The organism is Bremerella sp. TYQ1 (assembly GCF_020150455.1).
Lineage (GTDB): Bacteria > Planctomycetota > Planctomycetia > Pirellulales > Pirellulaceae > Bremerella > Bremerella volcania_A.
The window spans coordinates 3,093,975-3,108,083 of sequence record NZ_CP083740.1; the positions used below are offsets into that span (position 1 = coordinate 3,093,975).

Consider the following 14,109-nt stretch of genomic DNA (forward strand, 5'->3'; position numbering starts at 1 on the left):
ACCTCTGCGGTCCCCTTGCCAGCATGACGCTGGGGCTCCACATTACAGGGCAACAGGGGAGAAATTGCTTGAACGAACTGAATGCGTCCGAACATGCCGATGTGGCCATTGTGGGTGGTGGTGCGGCCGGATTGCTGGCCGCCATCTGGGCAGGCCGGACCGAACCGAAGCGACGTATCGTCATTTTGGATGGTGCTAAACGGTTGGGGGCGAAGATCTTGATCGCCGGGGGCGGCCGTTGCAATGTGACCAACGAGAAAGTCACCCCCAAAGACTTCTGGGGCAGTTCTCCGAACGCGATCAAAAAGGTGCTCGGTCGATTAACACAGCCGCAAACGATCGAATTCTTCGCCGAACTAGGCGTCAAGCTGAAGCGAGAACCGACCGGAAAACTGTTTCCTACGACTGATAAAGCCAAAACCGTTCTGGAAGCCTTGCTGGGTGAGGTCGAGCGGCTGGGAATTGAGATCTGCCTGGGGCATCGTGTCGAGAACATCAAAGCGGTAACCAATGATTCTGGCGAAACCACGTTCGAGGTGGTCGGTCCCTGGGGACACTTGGTCAGCCCACGACTTGTTCTGGCGACGGGGGGGAAGAGTGTTCCCAAGACCGGAAGCGATGGACATGGGCTGGAACTGGCCAAGCGATTAGGGCACGAGATCACCTCAACTATTTATCCCGCACTCGTTCCTTTGCAACTGACCGACGGCGCACCACTGACGCGTCTTTCCGGAATTGCCCTGCCGGCGCGACTGCAGCTGAGTGAAACGAGCGGCAAGCGGATCGAGACCATTTCAGGCGATTTGCTGCTGACCCACAAAGGGCTTTCCGGCCCTGCGGTGCTGGACATGAGCCGCCACTGGATTGCTGCCTCGGCAGATAGGGCCGTTCGTCTGACGGCCAACTGGTTGCCAGAGACCGACGAAGAAACGGTTCAAGCCGATCTGCTGGACCTCGGCAAGCGTTCTGTGCGGGCCTATCTTCGCGAACGTCTGCCGGATCGCTTGGCGGAGTTGCTGTTGGAAGTCGCGGAAGTGCCCTTGGATCAAACAGGCGTCGACTTGACGAAGCACCAGCGAAAGAACCTGGTCACGGCTGTTTGTAGCTTTCCACTGGATGTTCAAGGAACGCTGGGATTCAAAGTGGCCGAAGTCACGGCCGGTGGTGTGCCCCTTTCGCAGATCGACTTGAAGACGATGCAATCTCGCTTGGTCCCGGGGCTGCACTTTTGCGGTGAGATCTGCGATGTCGACGGACGCATTGGTGGCTTCAACTTTCAATGGGCATGGTCCAGCGGCTACGTCGCAGGCGTTTCTGTTTAAATTCCCGGTGACGCAGGACGTTGGTAGTCGATAGAATAGGTGGATTCCCCGTCGATTTGCTGCCTGAGGACCTCCACTGATGCGTAACCTGCTCTCCGTTTTGTTTTGTCTGGCACTGTTGGGCAGTCTTTCTATCGGATGCAGTTCCAGCGATTCACCCGCGGTCGATAACGCAGCCGGTCAGGCCCCCACGCAAGATCAAATGGCCACCGAAGCCATGCTGGTCAACGCTGGGGCTCGGGTCGAGAAAGATGGCAACGGTGCGGTCGTGCTCGTTGACTTCTCTGGCAAGCCGATCGACGACAACCTGATGAAGCGGATCGGCACGCTACCACAGTTGCAAAAGCTTTTGCTGCGGGGATGTGCGATCAACAACGCGATGCTGGAAAGGCTTGGTTCGCCGAAAGAACTGCAAGTGCTCGACCTTCGCGAAACGCAAGTCACCGGGGAAGCACTCGCACAAATCGCCATGTGCTCGAAGCTGAAGAATCTGCAATTTCGCGGCAACTCGATCACCGATCCCGACGTTCGTCTGCTCGGCAAATTGACACAACTGAAAGTGCTTGGACTCGACGAGACAGCCGTCCAGGGCGACACCTTCGATCACCTGTCAGGCCTCATCCAGTTGGAAGAGTTGTACTTGTTCGGCACTCCTTTCACGGAAGCGAACCTGGTCAAGCTGGCACCGTTCACCAAGCTGAAGCGGATTCGCCTGCGTGGTACGAAGATCAACGGCGACGGTTTCGAGCAGTTGGCCGGGTTGACCGCGCTGCAAGACTTGGACGTCAGCGAAACCAATTTCAGCGACGCCGCCGTCGAGCATCTTTCCCCATACGACGGCCTGAAAAAGCTGAATCTCTGGGCCACCAAGATCACCGACGCCGCCGTTCCCAAGGTGGCCGAACTGACGTCGCTCGAGTGGCTGAACCTCGACCGCAATGCGATCGGCGATGCCAACATCGAAGCGTTGACGAAGCTGGATGGGGTTACGTGGCTGCATCTTGGCTCGACTTCGCTTAGTAATGATGGCCTGCAAAAGCTTGCGCCAATGACGCAGCTCAAGACATTGATCGTCACGCGAACGGCCGTCACCGACGAAGGGGCCAACGCGTTGGCGATGAAGTTGCCCAACACCGAAATCCAGCACGTCTACATGCCAGAGAATTAACTCTCGCGCAGTTCGCTCTTTGCCGATCGGCTTGTACCGCTTCGCACCCATGGCCGGCCGAAACATCGCTTTCTGCCGGTTGCTTCTGCCCAGAAGGAAGGGGCATTGCGCGGCGGAACAACATTCTTAACGCGCATCGCCGGCATAATCGGACCCTGCCGGATGTGGTTCTCGACGCGTGACGGCTTCAAAATAGAAGTGCTCAACCATGCATTTATTTCGATGCTATAGTTTCACCAACCGGCAGGATTGTACGCGAACATCTCTTTCGCGTAGGGCACACCGCTGGTTCTTATCGGGAAATAGAGAACTGTTCAATTCGTCGAACGAGCCAACCCACGAGACTTGTTCGACCAGGAATTTTTCGAAGACGCCAGGGAAGTATGACCGCTATCGAAACGATCTCGAAGCAACTACAAGGAACCGTCAAGGACGTGATGTCGGTCAAGGTGCACACCGCGACCGTGGGTACCCACGTAAACATCGTAGCGGACTTGATGGCACGCTATTCGTTACGCCGGGTTGTTGTCGTCGATAACACGAAGAAAGTGATCGGCGTCGTTTCGCAGCGTGACATCGTTCGCGCTTTGATGAGCAGCATGAAGCCAGAAGGTCAGGAAACCGAACATCGCCGTGTCGAAGAACTGATCAGCGTCGAGAAGCCTGTCACTGTCGGTCCCGAGATTCCATTGGCACGTGCGTCGTACGTGTTGGCAACCAACAAGATTGGCTGCCTGCCGGTGGTTGATTCGGCCCAGACATTAGTTGGCGTGCTTTCGATTTCGGACATCATCCAATACCTCGCCGAAGACAACGTGGAAGGCATGGAAACGGCCTTCCAGATGTACTCGCCTAAGAACGACGCGAAGACCCGCAGCCCTGCTTATGTTCGCAAGATGAATGGCGACTTGGTCATTCCGCTGAAGAACATCGAGAACAAGCGTGCAAGAATGGATTACGCCGTGCTTGGCTACGATCCACCGACCGGTCGCATCTTGATCAAGTTCGTTCGCGCCACCGCCGACGAAGCGATCGCCACGAAAGTTCAGGACGATAACCTGATCATTCCCGCGAAAGGCTTCGTCCGACACTTCAGCTTGATCGGCAAAGTGGCGGCGTTCGATGTCACCGATCACAACCAAAGCAAGTTCCTGGTGCTGTCGCCAAAGAACTCCGCTTCAACCGCCGTCAACGCGGTCGGCACGACGTAAGCAACATCTCGCTTGAAACTTCCACGATGGCTATCGCCTCGACTAGCGTAGCCATCGTGCCCATCGACGGTCAATCCTCTCGGGCGATTACGCGTCGTACGAAAGGTTCGGCGAGAGCCACTTTTCCATGTCTTTCAGCGGCATGCCTTTGCGTTTGGCGTAATCTTCGACTTGATCGCGGCCGAGCTGATGGATCGCGAAGTAACGTGCCGCAGGATGTGCGAAGTACAAACCACACACGCTTGCCGCCGGCATCATTGCGAGGCTTTCGGTCAGCTCGATTCCGGTCTCTTGCTCGGCATTGAGCAGACGGAACAGTGTCCATTTCTCGGTATGATCAGGCTGGGCCGGATAGCCTGGAGCGGGACGAATACCGCGGTATCCTTCCTTGATCAGTTCTTCGTTGGTCAAGCTTTCCGACTCGCCATACTTCCAATGCTTACGAGCTTCCAAGTGGAGGCATTCGGCGAACGCTTCGGCGAGACGGTCGGCTAACGCCTTGGCCATGATCGAGTTGTAATCGTCGTGGTCGGCGTCGAATTGGGAAGCCAGTTCCTGACAACCGATCCCCGTAGTTACCGCGAACGCACCAAGGTAGTCGCGGCGGCCGCTATCGACTGGGGCGATGTAATCCGCGAGGGCGCGGAAGTCGCTTTGGCCTTTGCGTTCCCATTGCTGACGCAGCGTGAAGAAGCGTTCGATTTCCTTCTCGGGATCGTTCGGATCGAAGATAATGATGTCGTCGCCGTCGGCGGCTGCCGGCCAAAAACCAAACACGCCATTGGCAGTGAACAGCTTCTCCTGGATGATCCGATCAAGCAGTTCGTTGGCATCCTTGAACAGCTTCTTCGCCTCTTCGCCGACATATTCGTCTTCAAAGATTTTGGGGTACTTCCCTTTCAACTCCCACGAGTTGAAGAAGGGAGACCAGTCGATGAAGTCGCGGAGCGTTTCCAGCGGAAACTCTTTCAGCGTTTTCGTCCCGGTAAACGAAGGTGTCGGAATATCGATGTTTTCCCAGTCGGTCGCAAAGTGCTTTTCGCGAGCATTCTTCAGCGAAACCAACGTAATGGCCTGACGCTTTCGGTACGACTCGGCAAGCTCCGTCTGTAGCTTGCGGTTCTTTTCCAGAAACGCCGGCGAGTTCTCTTTGCTGAGCAGCTGATCGACGACACCCACACTTCGCGATGCGTCCAGCACGTGCACAACGGCATGATCGTACGTCGGGGCGATCTTCACGGCCGTATGCTTGGCGCTTGTTGTCGCTCCGCCGATCAGAAGTGGAATGTTCATTCCAGCGGCCTGCATTTCCTCGGCGACATGTACCATCTCGTCCAGGCTCGGCGTGATCAGCCCGGAAAGGCCGATGACGTCGACGCCATGCTCTTTGGCCGCGGCAAGGATCTTGTCGCAGTGAACCATCACGCCGAGGTCGATGATCTCGTAGTTGTTACACCCAAGCACCACGCCGACGATGTTCTTGCCGATGTCGTGGACGTCCCCTTTGACAGTCGCCATCAAGATTTTGCCGCGGGCATCTTCGTCGGTCGTGCCGAGTTCTTCCTTTTCTTTTTCCATGTATGGCAGAAGATAGGCGACCGCTTTCTTCATCACGCGAGCGCTTTTGACCACTTGCGGCAGGAACATCTTGCCGGCACCGAACAAGTCGCCGACGATGTTCATCCCGTCCATCAGCGGCCCTTCGATGATATGCAGACAGCGTTCCGCTTTCTGGCGAGCCTCTTCCGTATCCTCGATGACAAACCGGTCGATGCCTTTCACCAACGAGTGGGCGAGTCGCTTTTCGACGGTGTCTTCTCGCCAGGAAAGATCTTCCTGCTTGGGCCCGGCACCTTTCTGATGCTTGACCGTTTCGGCGAAGTCGACCAGTCGTTCGGTCGCATCTTCCCGGCGATTGAACAGCACATCTTCGATCAGATCACGCAACTCCGGCGGAACTTCGTCATACACGGCAAGCTGACCGGCGTTGACGATCCCCATGTCGAGCCCCGCTTTGATGGCGTGGTACAGGAACACCGCGTGGATCGCTTCGCGAATGACATCGTTACCGCGGAACGAGAACGAAACGTTACTCACACCCCCAGAGATCTTCGCCCCGGGGCAAACTTGTTTGATCTGACGCGTCGCTTCGATGAAGTTGATCGCGTAGTCGTTATGTTCTTCGATCCCCGTAGCGACCGTCAAAATGTTGGGGTCGAAAATGATATCGGTCGGATCAAACTCGAGCTTCTCGACCAACAAGTCGTAGGCTCGTTTACAGATCTCGACTTTGCGATCGAGCTCGACAGCCTGACCGACTTCGTCGAACGCCATCACCACAACGGCAGCGCCGTAATCGCGGCAGAGTCGAGCCTTGTTGAGGAATTCTTCCTCTCCTTCCTTGAGGCTGATCGAGTTGACGATCGACTTGCCCTGGACGCAGCGTAGCCCCGCTTCGATAACCGACCACTTCGAGCTGTCGATCATGATCGGCACTTTGCAGATATCTGGCTCGGCAGCGATCAGGTTCAAGTAGCGTGTCATGGCCGCTTCGCCGTCGAGGAGCGCGTCGTCCATGTTGACGTCGATCACGTTGGCGCCACTTTCAACTTGCTGCAGCGCGACGGCAATCGCTTCCTCGAAATGCTCTTCCCGAATCAGTCGAGCAAAGCGACGCGACCCTGTCACGTTGGTCCGTTCACCGATCATCACGAAGTTGGTGTTCGGCGTGATCGTGAACGGTTCCTGACCACTCAAACGTGTCAGTTCTTCTTGCTTGTGCAACGGGCGCGGCTCGAAGTCGCGCATTGTGTCGGCGATCGCTTTAATGTGCGCTGGCGTGCTACCGCAGCACCCGCCGACGATGTTGAGCCAGCCATTCTCGGCGAATTCGCGGATGGTCGCAGCCATTTGATCGGGAGTTTGATCGTACTCGCCCATTTCGTTCGGCAAGCCGGCATTGGGATGGCAGCTGATGTAGCAGGACGAAATCGACGACAGTTCCTGCACGTACGGCCGCATCAACTCGGCCCCGAGGGCACAGTTGATACCAACGCTGAGCATAGGGAAGTGCGACACCGAGTTCCAAAACGCTTCAACTGTCTGCCCCGAGAGCGTTCGACCGGAAGCGTCGGTGATGGTGACCGACGTCATCACCGGCAGCTCGATTTGCTTCTCGCGATAGTACTTCTCGATCGCGAACAGACACGCCTTCAGATTCAACGTGTCGAACGTCGTTTCAGGAAAGAGAATATCAGCGCCCGCTTGCACCATGGCATCGATCTGCACCAGGTACGAATCGACCAACTGATTGAACGTGACGTCGCGGAAGCCAGGGTCTTCGATGCGTCGCGAGATCGAAGCCGTTTTGCTTGTCGGGCCGATCGACCCGGCCACGTAACGCAAGTTATCGGGATCGCGGTCGTTGTATTCGTCGACCACCTTCTTGGCCAGCTTGACCGCGGCGACATTGATGTCGGTTGCCAGCGATTCGCTTAGTGCGAACTCGTCCATGGCAATCGGGGTAGCACCAAAGGTGTTCGTTTCGATAATGTTGGCGCCCGCCTCGAGGAAGTCGCGGTGGATGCCTTCAATGATGTCAGGCTTCGTCAAGCAAAGCAGATCGCTGAAATTGCGAAGGTCTTTTTCTTCGTTAGCGAATTGCTCGCCACGGACATCCGCTTCGGTCAGCTTGAACTTCTGAATCATGGTCCCCATGGCACCATCGAGAATCAGAATCCGTTTTTGAATGTCGTCGAAGATCGGGTGCTGTCGGCCGGCGAATCGGGGACCTGGCATGGGCTGCTTCCGGAGAACTGAAATGCCTGCCACAGAACGAGTTGAGTGCTGTCAGCTGCCGTGCTGTCAGATAGCATCCCGTTCCTTGGCAAGGAAAAATCTATGCTTCAAACCTACCAAATATCCCAAATTTCCGGTTTGGTCACAACCGGCAGGGATTGGCAGCTAATCGCTAAAGTTTACCTAGCCAGAATCCTTGATTTTTCTTATCTAGAGCTAAAGACCGTTACAAACCGAACCGATGGATAGGACAACGGGCCACAATCAGCGCGTGGCCGTTGTGCGTCGATCTCACGTCAGGCAAGGAAGCCGAAACGATGACGAAACCATTGGGAACTCCCCAAAACCGTGATCACCAAGACTCTCAAGGTACCTTCTACGGTCATCCGATCGTAATCCGTGTGAAGGACCTGACCTGGCAGCCGCCAGTGGAAGAGGCCCCCGTACCACAGGAAGACTGGGTCTCGAACCTGCTGGGAGAAGATCCGCACGAAATCGAATCGGACGATAGCTTGCTGGTTCATACCGCTGCCGCACCGATTCCAATGCCGGAACCGGTTGCCGACTTGCCACCGACTCCGGTCGTCCCTGCTGCGGCGCCATCGGCGAAGAACGATCCTCTCGGTCCAACCAAGCCAAGCTATATCCACAACTCCAGCGAAGGTCGCACTCAGCGACGTGCTTCGTTAATCAGCGGGCAGTGGAAGAACCGACTTGCCCTCGGCGGGATGGCCGTTTCGCTTCTGTTTGTCAGCGTCTGGGCACTTTCCAGCGGTGGCGGTGGCGAAGAACCTCCCGTCAGCGAAGTCGAGCAAGAGCTGTTTGTCGACACCGGCGAACTGGGCCCTGCCCCGACTTGGGACGGCAATCCGGCCGCGAGCGATCCAAATGAAACAATTACGCTGGAACCAATGGGTTCTTCCAGTGTTCCGCAAATGGCTTCGGCACCGTCGCGAGACATCTCGCCAAGCCCAGCGATGTCGAACCCATCGCATCAGGCCCAACTACCTAACATTTCTACCGCCGACGAGCTGGACTACGCTCCACCGGCTGGCAACTATAACAACCCTGTGGAAGGGATGCCTGCCAACGAAGCTCCTGCAGACACGTACATCCCGCAGTTTGGTCCGTCGAACAAAAACCCTGACTTTGAAGCACCAGCAGACGATTCCTATTCGCCTAGCTATGGCGGTGCTCCAACGGAAGCCTATGTTCCTTCGTTCGACGGCGGTCCTTCGCAGCCATCGTCGGCACCATCGATGAAATTGAACGCTCCTCGAACGTCGCAGTACCCTTCGGCCAATCCAAATTCGGCTGAACGTCACTGGATGCTTCAGGAAGGCAAGCTGGCCGAGCGAAATCCTTCGGGCAACTCGCTGCCAACCAGTTCGCAGTTACCGCAGATTGTCGAAGGTCCACAGTACCAGGCCGATCTGCCAGTGGTGAACAACCAACCGCCACAGAACAACATGCCAAGCATGCCGAATCAAAACGACGTTTACGGGTACGGTCCTTACCCAGGCTCGGCCATTCCTCAAGAGGCCAACCAGCCGCGAGCACGTCTCGGTGGCGTCGAGCGTCTTGATATGGAAACCCGGTAATGAGCCAGCTTGATCGCGCTTTTATCCGTGCTTACACCTCGGAACAACATGGCCCCACGGCAGACGCCACGGCCTCAATGGTGGAACCAGTTATGAACCAATCCCAATCTTCCCAGCAAACGCCATCGGCTTCGGTTCGCACGATGACCCGCAAGCCAACTCTTAGCGAACTGCAGCACTGGAAGAATCAGGGCATTCGGATCGATATGCCTGGTTCGCCGCTGGTCGGTTCGTACGACGAATCGTCAGCATCCGAAAACGGAGCCGGGGAACCTACCCAAGACGAATTCGAGTTGGCCGCTAAAAACACGGCCGCCGTTTCGGAAGCCCTCGATCGCTTGATGGCACGAGCCGGTCGCAAACATACGCCGGTTCATCCCGTTTCGGCCTCGAAACCCGCTGCGGAAAAAGCGGACCTTCCAACGCCAACGGTCGAGATCGACCAGTGGGAACCTCAGTCCACGGAGGCAGCCGCCCAAGAAACGGAAGAAGGTTTCACGTTCGTCACTAACACGCTTCCTACTTCGAGTGCAGCGGAAGTGGAAGAATCGACCGACGAAGCTCCTGCAGCTGAACCAGTTGCTACTCCGGCACCAGCTTACCGTCAGCGCCGCCTGGCCCATCCTAAATGGGAAACCGAAACGCTGGCCTGGCCGGAAGAGACCGACATGATTCTCGATCTCTGCCAAGATCAATGGGAATCGCTTGCCAACAGCATTTCGGGAAGCGTGAAGTCGCTTGCTCTTGTTTCGCTGGGCGAAGGATGTGGCTGCTCGACGATGACTGCTTGCCTGGCCAAGCTACTGGCTTCGCAGAACCGCCGCGTCCTGATCATCGACGAAGGTAGCGGTACCGAAAGCCTGACGGTTCGCCTGGGACTTGCCGAAGGTTATCCGGCCGACACCGAACCAGCCGAAACGTTGTACGAAGGCATGATCCAAGCTGCCGATCAGCCAATCGCCATTTTGCCGGCCGGTTACCGCCAACTGGGTGATCTCTCGGCGAACGAGCTCCAACAGTTTGCCAGCGATTTCGATGTTGTCCTGTGGGATGGCGGCGATCGTCCAGAAGTTTGGCAACGACTTGCATTGCTGAATAGTGTGCTGGTCGTTCGCGATGCTCGCGGCACACACGATCAGGAACTGAGCCAAATCCTGCCGAAGCTGCAGCAGCGTAAGATCAACGTGATCGGAATCGCCGACAACTTCTGGCGATAATCAGCGTTAGGCAACCAGCGGAAGCACGAATGTACGAAGCGTACTGGAAACTCAAGACTCGCCCCTTCGAGAATACTTACTCGGAAGCGTCGTATTACCCGGCCGAGTCTGCCCAGGCCGCGCTCTTGAAGCTTCGTTACGCAGTCGAAAATCGCCGCGGTGCCGCGATCCTTGCGGGAGCATGTGGCTTGGGCAAGAGCTTGCTCGCTCGCACGTTGCTGATGCAGCTTCCCGAGTCGTTTTCGCCGAAGGCACATCTTGTTTTCCCAAAACTGCCGAGCGATTCACTGATTCCCTACCTGCTGCTGAACCTTGGCCGTGGCCAACGTTCCGGCGAATCGCAACGTAGCCCCAGCGAAAGCATCTGGCAGCTTCAACAGTTCCTGTCCGAAAATACTCGGTCAGGCCATCATGCGGTCGTCGTTGTGGACGATGCCCATTTGCTGTCGGATCATTCTTCGCTGGAAACATTGCGCCTGCTGACCAATTTCGAGACCGACGGCAAACTCGATCTGACGCTGGTACTTGTCGGTCAAACGGCGATTATTCCTGCGATCGAACGTTTTCCTTCGCTGGAAAGCCGTATCGGTGTCAAGTCGCTGATGCGTTGCTTTACGCCAGACGAAACGGCGGCCTATGTCACGCATCGCCTGCGTGTGGCGGGATGCGAAGGGGAAATCTTCGTGCCGGAAGGGCTCCAGCGACTATTCGAGATCACGCGAGGCAATCCGCGTGAAATCAATCGCCTATGCGACTTGGCCTTGCTAATTGGCTATGCAGAAGAAATTCGCCAGATCGACGCCGCTCAAGTTGAATCGATCCACGACGAATTGGTCACCGTCGTTCCTGAATAAACGCCCCCCTGCCCTGGCGGCGACGCTTGTGCCTATTAGAATCAATCGGCGTGAGCACCAACGAGCCAAGTCCGTCCCCTGATATTCCTTCGTGGCGGACGACTGCGCTATTGGCAAGTAGCCTCGCGATGGTGGCTGTTGCTCTTCGCTTGCCGGCGATCTCGGAAAGCCTTTGGGTTGACGAGCTTCATACGGCCTGGGTGGTCTCGGATGCGATTCAAGATGTCCCGCAACGCGCTGCGATGGGGAATCAGGCATCGCTCTACTTCTATCTCGTTTGGCTGGGAACGCAGCTAACCGGTCTGCATGAGTGGTCACTGCGTCTGCCGTCGCTGATCGGTAGCGTCTGTGCGGTAGGGGGAATCGTTGGGATTGCTCACCGCTGGACACGCAGCAGCTGGATTGCCCTAGCCGCCGGCATGCTGGCGACCGTCGATGTCGATTGGATCTTCTTTGCAACCGAAGCACGCGTTTACGGTCTCGTCCAATTGGCGGCGATTGCTCAAGTTGCTTTCGCATGGAACGCACTGGAAAAGGATCGGCGGCGCGATTGGATTGGCCTGACTTTGGTCACCATCGTCAGTTTCTATTTGCATTACAGCACGCTGCTGTTCTCCGGTACATTGGCCATCGTACTGCTGGGACTGGCGAACCATCGTGCGACGCGTATTCGTTTGCTCGGAGCGATTGCGTGCGTCGCTGTGGCCGTATTGATCAGCCTGCCTCATTTGATGAACATCTTCGAGCGACGAGAGAACTGGGCCAGCTTTATCTCGGCCACGTCGTGGAACGAATGGCGTCGCTGGCGAACCGCGTTCGCTTGTTTGGCCCCTGTTTCCGTTTTGGCGATTGCCATGGGACGATGGCAAAACCTTGGCTGGGCATCGGCAGAAATACGGCGTCTGGTTTTGCTGCTGGCGGTTGTCATCGTGCCGATTGCCATCGGCTGGGTCACAACGGCCACCGATATCGCGGCACTGTTTTTCGGACGATACCTGATTTCATCCGAGAGTCTCATTCCACTGTTGTTTGCCGCAACAGCCGTTTTGATTCCGCCGCCATGGTGGCGACGGGGGGCGATCTTGTTGGGATTGGGCATCGCGTTGGCTTGGCGAACGCCTGCCTACTTGGGGCCGATGCGAGGAGAAGATTGGCGGACGGTCGTTCACGCTGCTTCGGCAGAACTGAAAGCGAATGAAGCAACTACCGACGTTTTGATTTCCGCAGGTCTGATCGAATCGGACATCCTTCGGCTCGACCTAGACGATCTCGATTTATGGGAAACATATGCCCGATTGCCCGTGGAGTCGATCTATGCGTTGCCGTCGCACGAAGGGCAATCGTTTGGACTGACATACACCGACCCTGGCCAAGCGACGCCGAGCTATTTGGCCAACTCGAACGCGGACAGTCGCGTTTTTCTGATCATCCGTGGCAGCGAGTCGTATGCGGATCAGGTCGTGCAGAACTTCGTCGAGTCGGTGCCGGAGCGAACCTACGAGATCCACAAGCCGGAAGTGCAGGCGGCTCGTGTACAGTGGAGAATTCTTTCGCCCCGGAAAACGGACGATTAAGAAGCGTCGAGCGTCGATTCGATTCGCTTGAGCGCGTCGTCGAGTCGTTGAAGATCGACCGAATCGATATCGTTCGCTTCTGCTTGTTCGATCCGCTTGAGCGTTGCGGAAAGTCGTTCCCGAACCTCTTTCAGTTGCTCGTCACTCACGGCATTGCGGTTCACACGAACGTCGGCATCCAAGCGGCGGACACGCATGTTTTGCTGCATGTCGTTGAGAAACTGTTCATGCCGGGCACGCATCGCTTCGATCTGTTGATCCATCTCAGCAAAAGGATCGACCCCTTCACGAGCTCGCGGAACACGGACATGCACGCGTGGCATGTTTTCCATTTGAGGAAGTCGGCGAGGACCGGCGTCGACAATCTTGGTCAGCTCTTCCAGCTTGGCAAACGCTGCGGCGTCTTTTTCTCGCAGCTTATCGACACTTTCGGCTTCGACCGTTTCCTGCTTCCCATTGGGCAAGTGGAACGTGACGCAGACATGGCCGTTGGCTGAAGTGCGAGCGACGACACGCTGGCCGTTCTCGGTGACGTCGATCGTCTTTTCGCCGTTGCCATTGTTCGAGATCCGGACCGAGCGATTGAAGTTGCCGGCCGGCATGATCGGCGGCTGCTGGGGGGCGTCCTCGGCAATGCGATGAGGGCCAAGTTTTCGTTTGAGTTGTTCGATCGCTTCTTTGGCGATATAGCCGGCCGTTTGATTGCCACTGGCAGCAAGACGTCTCAGGGAGGACAACGCGAGCGTAGATGTTTCTTCGTCAGGCGAGCCGGCAAAGTTCTTCAGCAAGTCGACCGAGCGGCTTGCGACTTCTCCGGTTCCTGTCAGGGCCGCGTTTTCGATGGCGGGAATGGCATCTTTGCCGAGCTTGGTTAGCTCTTCGGCCGCTTCTTGACGCGCGGCAAATTGATTGGCATCGAGTTGCCGAACCCAACGGCGGATGATTTGCTCGCGGTCAGTATCTTCAGCCGACGATGTTTCCAGCCCGACCGCCGTGATGGCGAACAGAACAAACAGGGCTCCAACAATTGTTTTCGATACCGCAGGCAGACTCATCTTCAGGCCTTAGTCGATTCAGTGGGGGCTTATCTTGCGAGGTATCCGATTTTTGGATTCCCGTACTATAAGCGATCGAGATGCTCGACGCACGCCAAGCTGTACGAAACGCTCGAAGAAATGGTTGGCACGGAATCGAGGCGTTTTCCCTGATTTTCTCGGCCGAAACGCCATCGCCCCGAGAACCATAGACGAACATTCGTTCAAGATTGATCAAACTTTGATCACAAATTACCTGATAGCATCGGCATACTGCAGCAAGCCCCTGGACGTTGAATCTTCGATATCGCGGGACAGACTTTCTACGGA

General features: G+C 56.4%; 9 protein-coding genes. 7 read left to right on the plus strand and 2 right to left on the minus strand.

Going from position 1 to position 14,109, the window contains the following annotated elements; genetic code table 11:
* Positions 1-68 precede the first annotated feature (68 nt).
* The 3 genes from LA756_RS12330 (at position 69) to LA756_RS12340 (ending at position 3,701) form a co-directional block, all read left to right on the plus strand.
* Positions 69-1,322 carry an NAD(P)/FAD-dependent oxidoreductase gene (locus LA756_RS12330; RefSeq protein ID WP_224440176.1) on the plus strand — a complete coding sequence of 418 codons (1,254 nt, stop codon included), beginning with the start codon at positions 69-71 and terminating at the stop codon, positions 1,320-1,322.
* A gap of 79 nt (positions 1,323-1,401) precedes the next feature.
* Positions 1,402-2,490 carry a leucine-rich repeat domain-containing protein gene (locus LA756_RS12335; protein WP_224440177.1) on the plus strand — a complete coding sequence of 363 codons (1,089 nt, stop codon included), beginning with the start codon at positions 1,402-1,404 and terminating at the stop codon, positions 2,488-2,490.
* Positions 2,491-2,873: 383 nt separating this feature from the next.
* Positions 2,874-3,701, plus strand: coding sequence for a CBS domain-containing protein (locus LA756_RS12340; protein WP_224440178.1), 828 nt, complete (start codon positions 2,874-2,876; stop codon positions 3,699-3,701).
* An 87-nt stretch (positions 3,702-3,788) separates the two neighbouring features.
* On the opposite strand, the gene metH is transcribed toward LA756_RS12340, so the two are convergent.
* Positions 3,789-7,499 (minus strand): methionine synthase, encoded by a 3,711-nt coding sequence (gene metH, locus LA756_RS12345; RefSeq protein WP_224440179.1) that lies wholly within the window; start codon positions 7,497-7,499, stop codon positions 3,789-3,791.
* 317 nt (positions 7,500-7,816) lie between these two features.
* Between metH and LA756_RS12350 the strand changes: the two genes are divergently transcribed.
* Genes LA756_RS12350 through LA756_RS12365 form a run of 4 tightly spaced genes read left to right on the plus strand, consistent with a single transcriptional unit; the run spans position 7,817 to position 12,745 of the window.
* Complete coding sequence (locus LA756_RS12350; RefSeq protein ID WP_224440180.1) at positions 7,817-9,100, plus strand: hypothetical protein; 1,284 nt, start codon at positions 7,817-7,819, stop codon at positions 9,098-9,100.
* Entirely contained in the window at positions 9,100-10,317 is a 1,218-nt protein-coding gene (locus tag LA756_RS12355; protein ID WP_224440181.1) for a hypothetical protein, read from the plus strand. Before LA756_RS12350 ends, LA756_RS12355 begins: the two co-directional genes overlap by 1 nt.
* 29 nt (positions 10,318-10,346) lie before the next feature.
* Positions 10,347-11,171: an ExeA family protein gene (locus LA756_RS12360; protein WP_224440182.1), complete on the plus strand. Its 825-nt coding sequence runs from the start codon at positions 10,347-10,349 to the stop codon at positions 11,169-11,171.
* A 50-nt stretch (positions 11,172-11,221) separates the two neighbouring features.
* Positions 11,222-12,745: a glycosyltransferase family 39 protein gene (locus LA756_RS12365; protein WP_224440183.1), complete on the plus strand. Its 1,524-nt coding sequence runs from the start codon at positions 11,222-11,224 to the stop codon at positions 12,743-12,745.
* On the opposite strand, the gene LA756_RS12370 is transcribed toward LA756_RS12365, so the two are convergent.
* Positions 12,742-13,800 carry a hypothetical protein gene (locus LA756_RS12370; RefSeq protein ID WP_224440184.1) on the minus strand — a complete coding sequence of 353 codons (1,059 nt, stop codon included), beginning with the start codon at positions 13,798-13,800 and terminating at the stop codon, positions 12,742-12,744. The two genes, LA756_RS12365 and LA756_RS12370, sit on opposite strands and share 4 nt — an antisense overlap.
* Between the last annotated feature and the right edge of the window lie 309 nt (positions 13,801-14,109).